General features: G+C 64.7%; 15 protein-coding genes. 7 read left to right on the top strand and 8 right to left on the bottom strand.

From position 1 onward, the window contains the following. Nucleotides 1-119: 119 nt before the first annotated feature. Nucleotides 120-1400, bottom strand: coding sequence for a MocR-like pyridoxine biosynthesis transcription factor PdxR (gene pdxR, locus B841_RS10335; RefSeq protein ID WP_020935450.1), 1281 nt, complete (start codon nucleotides 1398-1400; stop codon nucleotides 120-122). Between the two features lie 69 nt (nucleotides 1401-1469). Between pdxR and pdxS the strand changes: the two genes are divergently transcribed. Further along, nucleotides 1470-2345 carry a pyridoxal 5'-phosphate synthase lyase subunit PdxS gene (gene pdxS / locus B841_RS10340; protein ID WP_020935451.1) on the top strand — a complete coding sequence of 292 codons (876 nt, stop codon included), beginning with the start codon at nucleotides 1470-1472 and terminating at the stop codon, nucleotides 2343-2345. A gap of 91 nt (nucleotides 2346-2436) precedes the next feature. Here the strand turns inward: pdxS and catC are convergent, their stop codons facing one another. The 3 genes from catC to catA all read right to left on the bottom strand — a co-directional run bounded on the left by catC (nucleotide 2437) and on the right by catA (nucleotide 4835). Continuing rightward, complete coding sequence (gene catC, locus B841_RS10345; protein ID WP_020935452.1) at nucleotides 2437-2733, bottom strand: muconolactone Delta-isomerase; 297 nt, start codon at nucleotides 2731-2733, stop codon at nucleotides 2437-2439. Nucleotides 2734-2750: 17 nt separating this feature from the next. Then, nucleotides 2751-3872 carry a muconate/chloromuconate family cycloisomerase gene (locus B841_RS10350; RefSeq protein WP_020935453.1) on the bottom strand — a complete coding sequence of 374 codons (1122 nt, stop codon included), beginning with the start codon at nucleotides 3870-3872 and terminating at the stop codon, nucleotides 2751-2753. A gap of 102 nt (nucleotides 3873-3974) precedes the next feature. Beyond that, on the bottom strand, nucleotides 3975-4835 hold the full coding sequence (catA, locus tag B841_RS10355; RefSeq protein WP_020935454.1) for a catechol 1,2-dioxygenase: 861 nt from the start codon (nucleotides 4833-4835) through the stop codon (nucleotides 3975-3977). 519 nt (nucleotides 4836-5354) lie between these two features. Here catA and benA point away from each other — a divergent pair. The 6 genes from benA to B841_RS10385 all read left to right on the top strand — a co-directional run bounded on the left by benA (nucleotide 5355) and on the right by B841_RS10385 (nucleotide 13983). Then, nucleotides 5355-6869 carry a benzoate 1,2-dioxygenase large subunit gene (benA, locus tag B841_RS10360; RefSeq protein WP_020935455.1) on the top strand — a complete coding sequence of 505 codons (1515 nt, stop codon included), beginning with the start codon at nucleotides 5355-5357 and terminating at the stop codon, nucleotides 6867-6869. A gap of 34 nt (nucleotides 6870-6903) precedes the next feature. Next, on the top strand, nucleotides 6904-7398 hold the full coding sequence (gene benB, locus B841_RS10365; protein ID WP_020935456.1) for a benzoate 1,2-dioxygenase small subunit: 495 nt from the start codon (nucleotides 6904-6906) through the stop codon (nucleotides 7396-7398). 17 nt (nucleotides 7399-7415) lie between these two features. After that, nucleotides 7416-8996 (top strand): benzoate 1,2-dioxygenase electron transfer component BenC, encoded by a 1581-nt coding sequence (gene benC / locus B841_RS10370; protein WP_020935457.1) that lies wholly within the window; start codon nucleotides 7416-7418, stop codon nucleotides 8994-8996. Between the two features lie 3 nt (nucleotides 8997-8999). Beyond that, a complete protein-coding gene (locus tag B841_RS10375; protein ID WP_041631870.1) occupies nucleotides 9000-9842 on the top strand; it encodes a 1,6-dihydroxycyclohexa-2,4-diene-1-carboxylate dehydrogenase in 843 nt (280 codons plus the stop codon). 15 nt (nucleotides 9843-9857) lie between these two features. Then, nucleotides 9858-12524: a helix-turn-helix transcriptional regulator gene (locus tag B841_RS10380; RefSeq protein WP_156844791.1), complete on the top strand. Its 2667-nt coding sequence runs from the start codon at nucleotides 9858-9860 to the stop codon at nucleotides 12522-12524. A 151-nt stretch (nucleotides 12525-12675) separates the two neighbouring features. Then, complete coding sequence (locus B841_RS10385) at nucleotides 12676-13983, top strand: MFS transporter (protein ID WP_020935460.1); 1308 nt, start codon at nucleotides 12676-12678, stop codon at nucleotides 13981-13983. Here the strand turns inward: B841_RS10385 and B841_RS10390 are convergent. The 4 genes from B841_RS10390 to glnA form a co-directional block, all read right to left on the bottom strand. Next, a complete protein-coding gene (locus B841_RS10390) occupies nucleotides 13970-14299 on the bottom strand; it encodes a Rieske (2Fe-2S) protein (protein ID WP_020935461.1) in 330 nt (109 codons plus the stop codon). The genes B841_RS10385 and B841_RS10390 overlap by 14 nt on opposite strands. Nucleotides 14300-14396: 97 nt before the next feature. Further along, nucleotides 14397-15020 (bottom strand): ATP-dependent Clp protease proteolytic subunit, encoded by a 624-nt coding sequence (locus B841_RS10395; RefSeq protein WP_020935462.1) that lies wholly within the window; start codon nucleotides 15018-15020, stop codon nucleotides 14397-14399. A gap of 21 nt (nucleotides 15021-15041) precedes the next feature. Then, on the bottom strand, nucleotides 15042-15641 hold the full coding sequence (locus B841_RS10400) for an ATP-dependent Clp protease proteolytic subunit (RefSeq protein ID WP_020935463.1): 600 nt from the start codon (nucleotides 15639-15641) through the stop codon (nucleotides 15042-15044). A gap of 118 nt (nucleotides 15642-15759) precedes the next feature. Then, a complete protein-coding gene (gene glnA / locus B841_RS10405) occupies nucleotides 15760-17196 on the bottom strand; it encodes a type I glutamate--ammonia ligase (protein WP_020935464.1) in 1437 nt (478 codons plus the stop codon). Nucleotides 17197-17229: the final 33 nt, after the last annotated feature.

The following is a 17229-nucleotide window of genomic DNA, read 5'->3' on the forward strand; positions in this document are numbered from 1 at the left end:
CGCCCGCACGGCAAGGGGTTCGCTAGGCGAACAGGGCGAAAGGGGCTATCAAACCTGCCGCCTGCTGTTTTCTCCCCCGTTTTTGACCCAGGGTCCAGCCAGGGGTGACCTTCAGGGGTTTAGGGCAAGTAGCTCAGCAGCAGGCCGCGCAGCCGCTCCAACGCCTCCCGCAACCGTTCCTCCCCCACCCCGCCGAGGCCCACCACCACGCCCGGCCGGTCGGCGGCCGTCCAATAATCCCCCAGCCCGGACACCGCCAGCCCCGCCCGCCGACACCGGGCCACAGCCGCCGCCTCATCCGCGCCCGGACGCAACTCGATGACCGCGTGCAGCCCGCCGTCCATGGGAACCCCCTCCGGGAACACCTCGGCGAAGAGCAGGCGGCGGCGCCCGTAGCCCCGACGCATCCGGGCGGTGTGCCGCCGCACCCCGTCCGCGGCGAGGAACTCCGCCATCGCCTCCTGCACCAGCCCCGACACCGGCACGGCCTGACCCGCCACGGCTTCCCGCAGCCGCTCCGGGACTATCAGATACCCCAGCCCCAGCGCCGGGGTCAGCGTCTTGGCGAAAGAACCCAACAGCACCGCCCCCGGATCCAGGGCCGCCAACGCCGGATGCGCCCGCCGCAGCTCCGAGTCGTAGTCGTCCTCCACGATCAACGCGCCGCTGCGCCGCGACCATTCGATCAGCTCAAAGCGCCGGCTCGCGGGCATCTGCCGGCCCGTCGGATACTGGTGGTTCGGCATCACCAGCACCACCGCCGGACGCACTGCCTCCAACTGCGCCACACTGATGCCGTCGCCGTCCGTCCCGACCGGCACGAGCTTGCGTCCCATCGCCCGCGAAACCCGGTGCAGCGACGGGTAGCCCGGGTCCTCCACCGCCACCGTCCCCTCCACGACCTGCAGCAACGTGCGCAAACCGTCGCGCGCGCCCGCCGTGACGATCACCGACGCCGGATCCACGGCCACCGACCTGGTCACGCGCACATGCTCGGCGATCAATTCGCGCAGCCGCCACGACCCCGGCGCGGGGTGGACCACCGGGTCAGCCGCCGCGACCCGCCAACATCGCCGCCACAGCGTGCTGGCCAACTGCCCGGTCTCCGGCACGCCGGGGCGCAACAGACCGGGGTCCGGCTTATCGACGCCCGGTCGCGCCCGCCCCGACCGGGCCGGACGCGGCGGCAAGTCCGGGTTGACCCGCGTGCCGCCCGGCCCGGACACCAAAAAGCCCTCGCCCACGAGCTGTTCAAAAGCGGCGACCACGCTGCCGCGGGCGACCCCCAACTGCCCGGCCAGGGTACGGGTCGACGGCAGCCCGTCGCCGGGGAGCAGCGTGCCGGAGGAAATACGTTCACGGATCGTCGCGACGATGCGCGCAGGAATGGTGTCAGCCACAGTGGTCCAAAAAGATTGTTTCGTTTTGGCCTACATAATAGTCCAGGGACGCTGGCACGATGATGTTCCATGACCGAAACCACCTCAGCACCATCCCTGCACGAGACCTTCCGCGGCGGCGTCATCATGGACGTCGTCACGCCGGAACAGGCCAAGATCGCCGAAGACGCCGGCGCCGTCGCCGTCATGGCCTTGGAGCGCGTGCCCGCCGACATTCGCGCCCAGGGCGGCGTGGCCCGCATGTCCGATCCGGACCTGATCGATTCCATCATCGCCGCCGTCGACGTCCCCGTCATGGCGAAGGTGCGCATCGGTCACTTCGTGGAGGCGCAGATCCTGCAGGAGCTCGGCGTCGACTACATCGACGAATCCGAGGTGCTCTCCCCCGCCGACTTCGTCCACCACGTGGACAAGCGCGCGTTCCGGGTGCCGTTCGTGTGCGGCGCCACCAACCTCGGTGAGGCGCTGCGCCGCATCAACGAGGGCGCGACCATGATCCGTTCCAAGGGGGAGGCCGGCACGGGCGACGTCTCGGAGGCCACCCGGCACATCCGCCAGATCAAGGCGGAGGTCGCGGCGTTGTCGGCTGTCTCGGAGGACGAACTTTACGTCCACGCCAAGGAGCTGGCCGCCCCGTATGACCTGGTCAAGCAGGTGGCGAAGGAAGGGAAGCTGCCGGTGCCGCTGTTCACCGCCGGCGGCATCTCCACCCCGGCGGACGCCGCCATGATGATGCAGCTCGGCGCGGACGGTGTGTTCGTCGGCTCCGGCATCTTCAAGTCCGGCAACCCGGCGCAGCGCGCGGCCGCGGTGGTCAAGGCCACCGCCCACTACGAGGACCCGGCCGTCGTCGCCGAGGCCTCCCGCGGGCTGGGCGAGGCCATGGTCGGCATCAACGTCGCCGACCTGCCCGCCCCGCACCGCCTCTCGGAGCGCGGCTGGTAGCTCCTTCCCCGAGACAGCGATGACCCGGCCGATCTGCGGTGAGCGGATCAGCCGGGTCATGTCGTGTGCGCGGGTGAGGCGCAGGCGGAGGCTAGTCCTCGCGCAGGTAGTAGCTCAGCGCGTTCGGGTGCTTCGCCAGCGGGGTGACCTTGACGTCCATGTACTTGAACATCGGGAAGCCCTGGAAGATCGACTGCAGTTCATCGTGGTCGTCGACGTCGTAGACGGAGTAGTTGGCGTACTCGCCGACCACGCGCCAGATGGCCTTCATGATGCCGCGGTTCTGCAGGTCAGCGGAGTATTCTTTTTCCTGTGCCTGGAAGTCGGCCATGACCTCCGGGTCCATGTCGGTGGGGAAGTTGACGTCCATACGGGCGAGAAACAGCATGTGTTATTCCTTTGCTCTTACTTGCGGGTGAAGTGGTTGATCTTGTCCCAGTCCGGCTCCAGGCCAGAGCCCGGGCCTTCCGGAACCTTGACGACGCCGTCGGTGTAGACGATGTCCTCCGTAGTGTAGGACTCCTTGAGCAGCATCGGGCCGAACAACTCGGACCCGTAGTTCATGCCCGGGGTCGCGGCGGCGAAGTGCAGGGACGCCGCGGTGCCGAACGGGCCCTCGAGGCTGGTCGCCCCGTGGCACGCCAGGCCGGCGGTCTCCGCGATGGCCACCGTCTTCTTGGACTCCAGCAGGCCACCGAGCTTGGTGGTCTTGATGGCGATCACGTCCGCGGCCTTCGCCCGCACCACGGCCAGCGCGTCAGCCGGCGAGCACACGGACTCGTCCGCCATCACCGGCACGCCGATACGCGTGGTGATCTCGCGCAAGGTGTCCAGGTCGTGGGCCGGGGTCGGCTGCTCGAAGAGGTCCAGGCCGGCCTCGGCCAACTTCGGCAGGTACTTCAGCGAGGTGATGCGGTCCCAGCGGGCGTTGACGTCCATGCGCAGGCTGACCTTGCCGTCCAGGGCCTCGGCCAGCTGGACGATGCGGTCGGTGTCCTCTGCCGGGTCGCCGGAGCCCATCTTCAGCTTGAAGGACTTGTGTCCGTAGTCCTCGATGCGCTCTTCGATCTCTGCGATGGCCTCGTCGAGGGGCAGGACGCCCAGTGCCCAGGTGCAGTCGATTTCATCGCGCACCCGGCCCCCGAGCAGATCGCGCATCGGGACGTTCAGGGCGCGGGCCCAGGCGTCGTGCATCGCGATGTCGCAGGCGGCCTTGGCGAAACGCATGTTGGCCACGGACTTCTCGAAGTCGGCGACGATGCCGGCCAGGTCGGTGACGGGACGGCCGACCATGACGGGCGCGAGGTAGCCGTCGATGATCGCCTTCATGGTCTCGACGGTCTCGCCGCCCCACCAGGCTCCGCCCGGGACCACGCCCTCGCCGAAACCGGTGACGCCGCCTTCGAGCTCCACGGTCACCAGCAGGATCGGCTGCGCCGTCGCGGTGAAAGTGGCGAATCCGTGCGGACGGAACAACGGGACGTCGAGGATGCGGGTATCTACCCGAGAAATGGTCATGTCTGACATGAATGGCTCCTTAAGCTGTTGCTAAACGAGGAAAAGCCCCGCACCCGGCAAAAACCTGGGGTGCGGGGCTCATCTCACGAGTCTAGAGACTAATGGTTGAGATTAGTCTTCCTTGTCGAGCTTGAAACCGTACTCGACGACGTTCTGACCCTCGTCGTTCTTCTTCGGGTCCAGAACCAGCTCCGGCTTCACGGCGGTGGCGACGTCGTTCTCGGTCCACTCGCCGCCCTCGAAGTACAGCTGAGTGGTGATCTCGCGGTAGCCCGGGTGCTTGACGCGCAGGTGCAGGTGGGCCGGACGCCACGGGTGGCCGTCGTGGGAGAGGATGAACCAACCGGTCGGACCGTCGGTCGGGATCTGGTACGGAGCCGGCTGCAGAGTCTTGATCTCGTACTCGCCGTTCTCGTTGGTCACGATGGTGCCGCGCAGGTTCCACTCCGGGATACCCGGGGCGAACTGGGAGTAGTAGCCCTCCTCGTCAGCGTGCCACAGCTCGACGGTCGCGCCGCTCAGGCCGTTGCCGTCAACGTCGGTGACCTGGCCCTTGAAGATCAGCGGGGTGGCGGCCTTGTCCTTGTCGCGCATCGGCATCTCGCACTTCCACGGCAGCTTCGGTGCGTCCTCGACGTAGTACGGGCCCTCGATGGAGCCCTTGGTGCCGGTGTAGCCCTTGCGGTCGTAGTTGACCTTCTCGATCTCGTGCTCGACGAAGACGTCCAGCCACAGCGGCCACTCGCCGTACTCGCCGACCTGGATCATCCAGTTCTTCAGCACGCGGTACTCGTCGTAGGTGATCTGGTGCTTGTGGGTGATCTCACCGATGGCCTTGAACACGTCCTGGTAGATCGCGCGAGCGCGCTCCGGGGTGGTGTCGGCCTTGACGGACTCGCCCTTGAACTTGTCGGTGGCGGCGTTGCCGGACGCGTGGGCGCTCGGGTCTTCGTGAACAGTCTGATCAGTCATAGTGATCTCCTCGTCAAAGATTCAGGGTCAGATGGTCTCGTGCTCCAGGAGGCCATCATGCAGTGAAGGTGACCTTGTGATGCGCTCTCCGGATAGATAAAGAGTGTGGCCCAGCGCACCAATAACCGCAAGGGGCGCCCTAGGGATTCCCATTGAAAAACCACCCCTGAAAATATATAGTATTACGAATTTTATGCAGCACAGGGGGTCGAAATGGGTGCAATGGCAAAACCCCTTAGGTGACCCTAACCCCATATTCGATCCTAGGATTTACCCTTGGTTAATACTATTGGTGAGAAATTCAATTCAGACCTCAAAAAGATTTTTTCGGCCCGAGTTTTTTACATATGCGCTGCATGAGGGGCATTTATTGACCCATGCTACACTTCCGAACGACCACCCCTTAGCCAGTCCTAGGGATTCCCCTAGTGTGACTTGCATCATTAAAGGGCATCATGATTGCCACACTCACTACCGATCGTGAGAAAACCCTGTCCGCATAACGATTGGATGTATCACATGTCGAGCCCTACCGCTGAAACCCGCGAGATTCTTTCCCGCGCCCTGGACAACCGCCCGGACGAAGGCATCGTCCGCGTCAACCGCGAGATCTTCACCGATGAGGAGCTCTTCGAGCTCGAGATGAAGTACATCTTCGAGGGCAACTGGATCTTCCTCGCGCACGAGTCCCAGGTCGAGAACCCGGGCGACTACTTCACCACCAACATGGGCCGTCAGCCCGTGGTGATCACCCGCTCCCGCGACGGCAAGCTCAACTGCCTGATCAACTCCTGCTCCCACCGTGGCGCGATGCTCTGCCGCAAGAAGGTCGACAACCGCACCACCCTGACCTGCCCGTTCCACGGCTGGACCTTCTCCAACGACGGTTCCCTGCTCAAGGCCAAGGACGAGGCGACCGGCGGCTACCCGGAGAACTTCAACACGGACGGCTCCCACGACCTGCGTCGCGTCCCGAAGTTCGAGTCCTACCGCGGCTTCCTCTTCGGCTCCCTGAACGACGACGTCGTCCCGCTGGAGGAGTTCCTCGGTGACACCCGCGTCGTCCTGGACATGCTCATCGACCAGTCCCCGGACGGCCTCGAGGTCCTGAAGGGCACCTCCACCTACACCTACGACGGCAACTGGAAGCTCCAGGCCGAAAACGGCGCCGACGGCTACCACGTCTCCTCCGTCCACTGGAACTACGCCGCCACCACCTCGCGTCGCGGCACCGGTGAGTCCGAGAACGAGACCACCGCCATGGACGCCGGCAGCTGGGGTGAGCAGGGCGGCGGCTACTTCTCCTACCCCTACGGCCACCTGATGCTGTGGCAGGAGTGGGGCAACCCGGAGGACCGCCCGGTCTACGACCGCCTGGAGGAGCTCAAGGAGCTGCACGGTGAAGAGCGCGGCAAGTTCATGGTCAACGCCTCGCGCAACCTCTGCCTGTACCCGAACGTCTACATCATGGACCAGTTCTCCACCCAGATCCGTCGCCTCGAGCCGGTCAGCGTGGACAAGACCGAGGTCTCGATCTGGTGCATCGCCCCGAAGGGCGAGTCCGCGGAGAACCGCGCGAACCGCATCCGCCAGTACGAGGACTTCTTCAACGCCACCGGCATGGCCACCCCGGATGACCTGGAGGAATTCCGCTCCTCCCAGAAGACCTACCAGGCCAGCTCCTTCCCGTGGAACGACATGACCCGTGGCCTCACCCAGCAGGTCGAGGGACTCAACGACGTCGCTCGCGACCTGGGCATGAACGAGGTTCTCTCCTCCGGTTCCCGCGCCGAGGATGAGGGTCTGTACCCGATCCAGCACGGCTACTGGGAAGAGGTCATGGAAAAGGCCGTCGAGGCCGAAGACGCCGACTACCAGGCACGCACGAGCAAGCAGGTCCGCAACGAAGAGCAGTCCGCCGAGGTCACCGCCGAGTTCGCCAAGGCCAAGGCCGCCGCCAAGGCCGCCACCGCCAGCAGCTCCTCGTCCTCTGAGGGCACCGGCGGCCGTCGTCGTCGCCGCCGCCGTCAGTAATCGCCCACCCCACAAACACCTGAGGAGTTCCGCTATGTCCGATATCACCCGCGACGAAATCTACGATTTCATCTTCAAAGAGAACCGGCTGCTCGACGACCGTGAGTTCGAAACCTGGCTCGAGTGCTACCGCAAGGACGCCGAGTACTGGATGCCGGCCTGGGACGACGATGAGACCCTGACCACGGACCCGCAGTCCGAGATCTCGCTGATCTACTACGCGAACCGCGCCGGCCTCGAAGACCGCATCTTCCGCATCCGCACCGAGCGTTCCGCCGCGACCTCCATCCCGGAGCCGCGCACCAACCACTACACGACCAACCTCGAGATCCTCGAGCGTCGTGACGGCGAAGTGGACGTCCGCTACAACTGGATTTCCTACTACTTCCGCTACAACACCACCGACCACTACTTCGGCACCACGTGGCTGACCCTCGACGTCTCCGGCGACGAGCCGCTGATCGCCAAGAAGAAGGTCGTGCTCAAGAACGACTACATCCACCACGTCGTCGACGTCTACCAGATCTAGAAACAGGAGATCAGACTATGGCGCAACCTCAAGTTGCCCTGACTTTCGAAGACGGCATCACCCGCTTCATCACCACCGAAGAGGACCAGACCATCATTGATGCCGCTTACAAAGCGCGCATCAACCTGCCCTTCGACTGTCGTGACGGTGCCTGCGGCACCTGTAAGGCGTTCTGCGAGACCGGTGAGTACGAAGAAGGCGACTACGTCGACGAGGCGATGACGGACGCCGAGGCCGACGACGGTTACATCCTGCAGTGCCAGACGTACCCGCTGACCGACATGGTCGTGCAGGTGCCGATCCCCTCGGCACAGGCCAAGACCGGCGCATCGACGCTGATCGGCACGATCACCGAGCTCGACCGCCTCAGCGAGTCCACGGTCAAGTTCGCCGTCCGCCTGGAAGAGCGCGACAAGCTCAACTACCTGCCGGGCCAGTACATGAACATCGCCCCGCCGAACGCCGACTTCCACCGTTCGTACTCGTTCTCCTCGGGTCCGTCGGACGACATCGTCACGTTCCTGGTCAAGTACACCCCCGGCGGCCTCATGACCTCCTACCTCACGGAGGAGGCCAAGGTCGGCGACGAGCTGAACTTGACCGGCCCGATGGGCTCGTTCTTCCTGCGCGAGCCGGTGGCCCCGATCCTGCTGCTCGCCGGCGGCACCGGCCTGGCCCCGATTCTGGCCATCCTGGAGCGCCTGGCAGAGGACGAGGAGTTCAAGGACCCGGTTCGTCTGATCTACGGTGCGACCTTCAACCACGACATCGTCGAGGTCGAGAAGCTGAACTCCTTCAAGGACAAGCTCGCCGACTTCGATTGGTTCACGGTCGTCTCCAGCCCGGATGAGGAGCACGAGCGCAAGGGCTTCGTCACCGACCACATGGACGTGGAGGAGCACCTGCACAACGGCGACGCCGACGTCTACCTCTGTGGCCCGCCGCCGATGGTCGAAGCCGTGCGCACCCACCTCAACAGCCTGGACACCCCTCCGGCGAGCTTCTACTACGAGAAGTTCACCCCGCAGGGCACCTCCGACGGCGGCGACGAAGGCGACGCCGTCGAGGTCAGCTCCAAGACCACCGAGGACAAGCAGTCTCTCTCCGTCTCCTCCAGCCAGGTGGAGTCCGGCGAGATCCACCGCACCAAGAGCGACTCGGCCGCCCAGTTCGAGGCTCTGCGTGCCCTGGAGATCGGTGTGGCTTCCCTCCTGATCGATCAGCTGGATGAGGAGGACTTCGCGGAGCTGACCAAGCGCGCCGAGGCCGCCAACCAGCACATCGACGGAGCTTCCTTCAAGAACGCGAAGGGCTTCATCGAAGCGAACAGCGCGTTCCACGAGTTCCTCTTCGAGCGCTCCGGCAACCCGGCGATGCTCGCAGCCTACCGTCAGCTGCGCACCGCTGAAGTCATGGTCGCTCAGCTCGACGACGGCTACGGGGTCGAATCCGGCATTCCGGAGGATCACCTGGCCTTCATCGAGGCGCTGAAGAATAAGGACCTGGACGCCGTCAAGAAGGTCGTCGACGGCCACACCGTCAAGGCAGTGGAGACGATGAACAAGGCGATCGAGACCAACGTAACGGAGGACAACTAAGTAATGAGCGCACACGGAGAGATGCCCGTCGGCGCCGGAGTCGAGGGCGCACCGGAGATTTTCACCCCCAACCGGTTTAAGGGAAAAAGGGTGCTGGTCACGGGTGCCGCCCAAGGAATCGGCCTGGCCGTCGCCAACCGCATCGCCCATGAAAATGGTTCGGTGTTCCTCGTGGACCGCTCTGAGTTGGTCCATGAGGTCGCCGAAGGGTTGTTCGACGTCTCCTGCGGCGGCATCGGCTCCGCAACCGCGGACCTTGAGACTTGGGAAGGCGCCGAGTCCATGGTCGCGGCGGCCACCGAGGCCTTCGACGGCTTCGACGTGGCCATCAATATCGTCGGTGGCACGATCTGGGCCAAGCCCTTCGAGCACTACGCCCCCGAAGAGATTGAAAAGGAAGTGACGCGTTCGCTGTTCACCACGTTGTGGTCGGTGCGCGCAGAACTTCCCGCGCTCATTGACAACGGCGGTGGCACCATCGTCAACGTCTCCTCCGTCGCCACCCGTGGCGTCAACCGCGTCCCGTACGCGGCCAGCAAGGGCGGCGTGAACGCTCTGACCTCGGCACTCGCCCTCGAAGCCGCCGAGAAGAACGTCCGCGTCGTCGCCACCGCCCCCGGTGGCACGCTTGCCCCGGAGCGTAAGGTCCAGCGTGGCCCCGGCCCCGAGGGTGAGCAGGAAAAGCAGTGGTACCAGGAGATCGTCGACCAGACGATCGACTCGTCCCTGTTCAAGCGCTACGGAACCCTCGACGAGCAGGCCGCTCCAATCGTGTTCATGGCTTCTCCCGAAGCCAGCTACATCACCGGCAGCGTCCTTCCCGTGGCAGGCGGCGATCAGGGCTAATTTGCCTGCATTTCCATGACGCCCTCGCTCATCACTGGTTCACGCCGCTCTCCCGTGCAGGTTCTTCGCAACCTGACGGATTTTCTGGCGGCGCTGAAACCAGGGAGCGGGGCGTTTGTCATGCTCACCGGCCCGCATGGCGCCGGTAAAACTGAGTTGCTCCAGGACCTGCTCGCCAACAGCCAAGGATGGACGTCGTACCGCGTCACCTCCTTGTCCTGGCGCGCGCACCAGCCTGGGGCCGTAGTCGAGTTTTTATTGAATCGGGCGGGCAAGCAGAGCGTCGATCTGCTCACCGCTTTCGATAAACCCAAATCTTCAGTTCTCCTCGTCATCGACGACGCCCACTGGGCGGACGAGGCCTCGTTGCGCGAACTCTTCGAAGTGACCCGCTCCCTCAAACACGCCCGCATCGCGGTCGTGCTGACGGCCCTCGACGACGCCAACGGGGTGGGTGAGCCTTCCATGGCGCAGTTGCGCGACATGGCCGACATCCATGTGGGGTTGCCCCCTTATGACGTCGACGACGTCCGCGCCTTCGCGCTCGCCCACGTCGGCGCGCACATCTCCCCCGACACGGCCGCCAAAATTCATTCCATCACCGGTGGCCGTCCCGGCCTGATCAAGGAAGTGCTCGACGCGGGCTCCGCCGACCACTGGCAAGTCGTCGACCCACGCATTCCGATCCCCCGCTCCTGGCACGCGGCCTTCCGCCGACGCCTCGGCGACAACAGCTCCCCCCGGATGCGTCTCGTGCTCATCGCGGCTGCCCTCAAACAGGAAGAGGAAGTCGCCTCCGGCCACTTCATCGACTACCTCGCCGGCGATGACCAGGACGTCGTGGAAAAAGCTTTCGCGCTCGGCATTCTGGAGCGGGCCATGCCGTCGGAAAACCACGTGGTCAACTTCGTCCACCCCACCGACCGCGCGGTGGTCCGTTCCTTGCTGAGCCCCTCTGAATCACACCGGCTGCACCAGAAGGCAGCCAACTTCTACCGCGAACGCGGTCAGGAGAGCGCCGCCCTGCTCCATGAGGCTCTTGGTGTGCAGGGCACCGACGAAGACATCGCCCTCGCGCTGAACCGTTACGGTGAAGAGCGCGCCGCAGGCGGTTGGTGGCGCTCCGCCGCCGACGCCTTCCAAATGGCGGCCCGTGTCACGGAAGACCCCGCCCTCGTCCGGGAACGGCAGCTCTCCTCCATCGAAGCGCTGGTCTCTGCCTCAGACATCCCGCAGGCACGGCAGTACGCTGACGCCTTCTCCCCCGTCACCGGTGACTCCCGCGTGTATTCTCTGCGCGGGCACATCGCGATGCATGAGGGGCGACGCTCCGAGTCCGTCGACCTGATCACCCGCGCCTGGGCCACACTGGAAGAAGACGGCAACACCAGTCCCCAGGACCGCGCCCGCGTCGCGTCCCGTCAAGCGTTGCTCAGTCTGCTGGAGTGGCGCCCCGAGCAGATCATCAGCTGGGCAGAGGTCACCGACCGGTGGGCCGTTCCCGGATCCAGTATGCGCCCGGAGGCGCGCTACGTCGCGATGATCGGTACAGCCGCCACCACCGGGCAGGTCACCGGCGACCAGTCCTTCCCCGGCGAGACCCCCGTGCTGGCCCAACGCCGGGACATGGCGGTCGGTTGGGTCGCGCTCGCCCAGGACGACCCCGTCTACGCGCGCCAGCGGCTCAGCCGCTCCCGCTACATCGACAGCTCAGAACGCATCGACCTGTGGATGGACGCCTGGCTCGCCCGCTGTCTGATCGTCCTCGGAGAATTCCAGGAAGCACAACGCGCCGTCGAACGCGGGTTGGCCCGCGCCGAGCGCTTCGGCATTCACTTTTTGGAGCCGCTGCTATTGTGGTCCGGCTCCCAGATCGCCAGCCTCCGCGGCGAAAAAGAACTGGCGAACTCCTATGCCTCCCGCCTGGTGATCAGCTCCGACTCTTTCCCCATCCAGCGCATCGCCTCCCACATCGCCCGGCTTCAGCTGGCCAACGTCAACAACGACCAGGTCGCCGCCCATCGTGCCGGCGAAGCCCTGGAGGAAATGCAGGCCGAGATCGACTTCGGCCACCCCGGTTTCTGGGTGTGGGAACACATCTGGGCGAACCACCTCGTGATCTCCGGGCGCATCGACGAAGCCGACGCCCTGATCTCCCGGGCGGAGGAACGCAACGCCGGATCCGGCCTAGATTCCGTCACCGCCCGCCTGGCGGTCGCCCGCGCCGGCATCATGGTGCAGCAAGGAAAGACGGAGGCGGGGTTGGCTGTCTACGACGACGCCGTTGACCTGATCTCCACCCTGCATATGCCGACCTACCAGGCGAACATGCTCTACGACTACGGACGCACCCTGCGCCGGCTGGGACGCCGGCGACGCGCCGATGAAGTTCTCGGCACCGCCCAGGAGGTTTTCGCCGCCCTCGGAGCGCACGAATTCGTCGAAAGATGCCGTCGCGAACGCCGCGCGAGTGGGCTGGGCAGCCGGGTCCGCCAGAGCGGTGAGCTCACTCCGCAGGAAGAGGAGATCACCAAGCTCGTCAGCGCCGGGGCCACCAACCAGGAAGTCGCGCAGGAGCTCTACCTCTCCCCCAAGACAGTCGAGTATCACCTGACCCGCGTGTACCGGAAACTGGGCGTGCGTACCCGAAACGAGCTCGCAGCGCTGATGAACAGCCGATGAATATATAAGGGCGGCTCCCGTCTGCGGTCTTATACGATGAAAAAAGTTTCCGTCCCCCTGCGTGACACCGGAGCCCCGGGTAGCGATCTGCAGCTATTTCCAGAAAGCACTTCTACCCGTGGATATTCGTACCATCATCAATAACACTCGCATGTCGGGTTATCAGTGGTTGATCATCGCGATCGCCGCTTTCCTCAACGCCCTCGACGGCTACGACCTCGTGGCGATGGCCTTCTCCGCCAACGCAGTCACTGAGGAGTTCGGGCTCTCCTCCAGCCAACTGGGTTGGCTTCTGTCCGCGGCGCTGTTGGGCATCGGCATCGGCGCCGTGATTCTCGCGCCGCTCGCCGACAAGCTCGGACGCCGCAAGATCATCCTCATTGCCCTGAGCATCGATCTCCTCGGCCTCCTCATGACTGCGACGGCCGACTCCTTCACGGAGCTCATGCTCTGGCGCCTGGTGACCGGCATCGGCGTCGGCGGCATCCTCAGCGCCGTCACCGTGTTGGTCAGCGAGTACTCCAACCTTCGGTTCCGGGGCCTGGCCATGTCCATCTATTCCGCCGGATACGGCCTCGGCGCGTCCCTCTGTGGCGTGCTGGCCGCACAGCTCATTCCCGACCACGGATGGGAATCCGTGTTCCTCACCGGCGCCATTCTCACCGCAGTCTCCATTGTCCTGACATGGATCTTTGTTCCGGAATCCGCAGATTTCCACGTGGCGCGCGGCCAGCAGGACAAGATCGTCTCCCTCGCTGCCCGGCTGGGCAAGACGGAGCCGCTGAGTCCCGCGGCGTCGTCCCCGGACAGTGGGAAGGCTCCGCTCAGCGCGATTTTCTCTTCCCGTTTCTTGGCCGCCACCATCAAAATCTGGATCGCCTTCTCCCTGATCAACTTCGCCTTCAACTTCGCCAACCAGTGGACTCCGCGACTGCTCACCGAATCCGGATTGTCCGCACAGCAGGGCATCGTCGGCGGCATCATGCTCTCCTTCGGCGGGACGATCGGGTCGCTGCTCTACGGGGCGCTCACGACCAGGGTCGACGCCCGTAAATTGCTGGTCTTCTTCTCCTTCGGCAGCACCGTCGTACTGGTCGGGTTCATCGGCTCCACCTCGCTGCCGACTCTGATGTTCCTCTTCGGCGTCGCCGTGGGCATGCTGCTCAACGGGTGCATCACCGGCCTGTACACCATCACCCCGGCGGCATACCCCTCCACGGTGCGGGCCACCGGGGTGGGCGCAGCCATCGGCGTCTCTCGGCTGGGCGCGGTGCTCGCGCCGATCGTGATCGGCTACCTCAACGAAGGCGGCTGGTCCCCCGTCGCGCTCTACACGCTGGCCGCCGTCATCGTCGCCGCCGCCGGGATCGTATTGATGGCCCTGCGCCTCAACCCGGAGCGCACAGTGACTCACATCCAGAGTGCCGCGGAGTCGGAGAAACAGCTCAGCGCACGCTGAGCCAGATCTCCCCGCCGCGCAGTTCCACCTCGTGGACGCCCAGCCGCCCGCGGGCGGGGTAGTTGACCGCCTCGCCGGTGCGCACGTCGAAGGTGCCTTTGTGGAGCCAGCAGGTGACGACCCCGTCGGCGCAGCTCCTGCGCCCCTCTTTCCCGAGGGAAGCGCCCAGGTGCGTGCAGACGTCGTCGACGGCGAAAAATTCTTCGCCCTGCCGGAACACGGCGATCGCCTGGTCATGGCCCGTCTGTTCCGGTGGAACGACGAGGGCGTGCCCGTCCTCGACGTCGTTGATCTCTCCGATGTGTAGAACCGTCATGGGACTGACAGTAACCGCCGTAGGCTAAGAAAAAAGCTCAAAGCCGGGCCCCTCCCCTGTTGGGAGGTGCCCGGCTTTATCGTGCGCCGCGGTGCGGTTACGCGTTGAGCTTGCGGTACTCGAAGACCTGGTCGATCATGCCGTACTCGAGAGCGTCCTCTGCCGTGAGGATCTTGTCGCGGTCGGTGTCGATGCGGATCTGCTCCGCGCTCCGGTTGGTGTGGCGGGAGAGGGTGGTCTCCATGAGGTGGCGCATGCGCTCGATCTCAGCGGCCTGGATCTCCAGGTCGGAGACCTGGCCCTGGGTGCCCTGGGTGGCCGGCTGGTGAATGAGCACACGGGCGTTGGGCAGCGCGGCGCGCTTGCCCGGGGCGCCGGCGGCCAGCAGCACGGCCGCAGCGGAGGCCGCCTGACCGAGGCAGACGGTCTGGACGTCCGGGCGGACGTACTGCATGGTGTCGTAGATGGCCATCAGCGCGGTGAACGAGCCGCCCGGCGAGTTGATGTACATCGTGATGTCGCGGTCCGGATCCTGGGACTCCAGCACCAGCAGCTGTGCCATGATGTCATTCGCGGAGGTGTCGTCGACCTGGGTGCCCAGGAAGATGATGCGCTCCTCGAAGAGCTTGGAGTAGGGGTTGGTTTCCTTGGTTCCGTACGAGGACTGCTCGACAAACGACGGCAGAACGTAACGGGATTCAGGCATACGTGCGTTGTTCATAATTTTGTCTCCTTCGATCCCTTAGTTTCCGACAGCGCCCTGGGCGTTGGTGATCACGTGGTCGACCATGCCGTAATCCTTGGCTTCCGCTGCGGTGAACCAGCGGTCACGGTCGGAGTCCTTGGTGACCTGCTCGAAGGTCTGCCCGGTGTGCTCTGCGATCAGCTCGGCCATCTCGCGCTTGGTGGCGGCGAACTGCTCTGCTTGGATCGAAATGTCGGCCGCGGTGCCGCCGATGCCGGCGGAGGGCTGGTGCATCATGATGCGGGCGTGCGGGAGCGCGAAACGCTTGCCCTTCGTGCCACCGGAAAGCAGGAACTGGCCCATGGAGGCGGCCAGGCCCATGCCGTAGGTGGCGATGTCGCACGGCGAGTACTTCATCGTGTCGTAGATCGCCATACCGGCGGTGACGGAGCCACCCGGCGAGTTGATGTACAGCGAGATGTCGCGGGTGGGATCTTCCGCAGAGAGCAGCAGAATCTGTGCGCAGAGCTTATTCGCGATCTCATCGTCCACCTGCTGGCCGAGGAAAATAATGCGCTCACGCAGCAGGCGCTCGTAGACGGAGTCGCCCAGGTTCATGCCTCCGGTCGGAGACGTCATCTGGATCTTGTCAGTCATATCGTTCTTGCTCCTGTAATCGTCGATTTCAATGCCTCCACCCTACTAGCGCACAGTCGACCATGGCCCACGTGTTCGCTAACAGCGTTGCACGCGGGCCATGGTCAAAACACTGGCTCTAGCAGTTGAAGTAGAGCTCGAATTCCTTCGGGGTCGGCCCCTCTCGCATGGGGTTGATCTCCCGATCGTACTTCAGCCCGATGTAGGACTCGATCAGGTCGGCGGTGAAGACGTCGCCGGTGGTCAGGAACTCGTTGTCCTCCTCCAGCGCACGCAGCGACTCCTCGAGAGACTCCGGCAGCTTCTCCACCTTCGCGGCGTCCTCCGGGTCGAGCTCATAGAGGTCCTTGTCCATCGGCTCGCCCGGCTCGATGCGCTTGATGATGCCGTCCAGGCCGGCCATCATCTGCGCGGCGAACCCGAGGTAGGGGTTGCCCGACGGGTCCGGGGCGCGGAACTCAATGCGCTTGGCCTTCGGCGAGGGGCCGGTGACCGGAATGCGGATCGCGGCCGAGCGGTTGCGCTGGGAGTAGGCCAGGTTCACCGGCGCCTCGAAGCCGGAGTAGAGACGACGGTAGGAGTTGACGGTCGGGTTGGTGAAGGCCAGCACCGCCGGGGCATGCGCCATGAGGCCGCCGATGTAGTGGCGTGCCATGTCGGACAGGCCGCCGTAGCCTTCCTCGTCGTAGAACAGCGGCTTGCCGTCCTTCCACAGCGACTGGTGGGCGTGCATGCCGGAACCACCGTCGTGCAGCAGCGGCTTGGGCATGAAGGTCGCGACCTGGCCCATCTGATCCGCGGTCATCTTGACCACGTACTTGAAGGTCTGCAGATCGTCGGCCGCATGCAGCAGCGTATTGAAGCGGTAGTTGACTTCCTGGATTCCGCCGGTGGCGACCTCGTGGTGGAAGCGTTCGATTTCGAAGCCGACCTGCGCCAGGTTGTGGGCGATCTCGTCGCGCACCGGAATGGTCTTGTCGTACGGGGCCGTCGGGAAGTAGCCGTCGGTGACGCGGATCTTGTTGCCCAGGTTCGGGGATCCGTCGATCATCGTCTCGGCGTCGGAGTTCCACCAGCCCTCGTCGGAGTCGACCTCATGGAAGGAGCGGTGGACGTCGGTGGAGTAACGCACCGAGTCGAAGACGTAGAACTCTGCCTCCGCGCCGATGCTGCAGGAATCCGCGATGCCCGTGGACACCAGGTACTCTTCCGCCTTGCGTGCGACGTTGCGCGGGTCGCGGGAGAAGGGCTCGTACGTGAAAGGGTCGTGGACGAAGAACTTCATGTTGACCGTCTTGCGGCGACGGAACGGGTCCAGGTGCGCGGTCGCGACGTCCGGCATGAGCGTCATGTCGGACTGGTCGACGGTGGTGAAGCCCGCCACGGAAGAGCCGTCGAAGGCGAAGCCCTCCTGCGCTGCTTCTTCCGTGAAAGCTGCGGCGGGAACGGTCAGGGCGCGCTCCGTACCCAGGAGATCCGTGAAGCGAATATCAAGGTATTCCACCTCCTCATCACGCAGATAAGAAACTAATTCGTCGTTGGTGGAAAATGACATTATTCGTTCATTGCTCCTAGGTAAGGGGTGCGG

The organism is Corynebacterium maris DSM 45190 (assembly GCF_000442645.1).
Taxonomy (GTDB): Bacteria; Actinomycetota; Actinomycetes; order Mycobacteriales; family Mycobacteriaceae; genus Corynebacterium; species Corynebacterium maris.

What these genes read in the sequence shown, in the direction of transcription:
- catC (WP_020935452.1), bottom strand. Translation starts at nt 2,733, where the DNA reads ATGCTGTTTCTCGCCCGTATGGACGTCAACTTCCCCACCGACATGGAC.
- pdxS (WP_020935451.1), top strand. Translation starts at nt 1,470, where the DNA reads ATGACCGAAACCACCTCAGCACCATCCCTGCACGAGACCTTCCGCGGC.
- glnA (WP_020935464.1), bottom strand. Translation starts at nt 17,196, where the DNA reads ATGTCATTTTCCACCAACGACGAATTAGTTTCTTATCTGCGTGATGAG.
- benC (WP_020935457.1), top strand. Translation starts at nt 7,416, where the DNA reads ATGGCGCAACCTCAAGTTGCCCTGACTTTCGAAGACGGCATCACCCGC.
- B841_RS10350 (WP_020935453.1), bottom strand. Translation starts at nt 3,872, where the DNA reads ATGTCAGACATGACCATTTCTCGGGTAGATACCCGCATCCTCGACGTC.
- benA (WP_020935455.1), top strand. Translation starts at nt 5,355, where the DNA reads ATGTCGAGCCCTACCGCTGAAACCCGCGAGATTCTTTCCCGCGCCCTG.
- benB (WP_020935456.1), top strand. Translation starts at nt 6,904, where the DNA reads ATGTCCGATATCACCCGCGACGAAATCTACGATTTCATCTTCAAAGAG.
- B841_RS10380 (WP_156844791.1), top strand. Translation starts at nt 9,858, where the DNA reads ATGACGCCCTCGCTCATCACTGGTTCACGCCGCTCTCCCGTGCAGGTT.
- B841_RS10375 (WP_041631870.1), top strand. Translation starts at nt 9,000, where the DNA reads ATGAGCGCACACGGAGAGATGCCCGTCGGCGCCGGAGTCGAGGGCGCA.
- catA (WP_020935454.1), bottom strand. Translation starts at nt 4,835, where the DNA reads ATGACTGATCAGACTGTTCACGAAGACCCGAGCGCCCACGCGTCCGGC.
- B841_RS10390 (WP_020935461.1), bottom strand. Translation starts at nt 14,299, where the DNA reads ATGACGGTTCTACACATCGGAGAGATCAACGACGTCGAGGACGGGCAC.
- B841_RS10395 (WP_020935462.1), bottom strand. Translation starts at nt 15,020, where the DNA reads ATGAACAACGCACGTATGCCTGAATCCCGTTACGTTCTGCCGTCGTTT.
- B841_RS10385 (WP_020935460.1), top strand. Translation starts at nt 12,676, where the DNA reads ATGTCGGGTTATCAGTGGTTGATCATCGCGATCGCCGCTTTCCTCAAC.
- B841_RS10400 (WP_020935463.1), bottom strand. Translation starts at nt 15,641, where the DNA reads ATGACTGACAAGATCCAGATGACGTCTCCGACCGGAGGCATGAACCTG.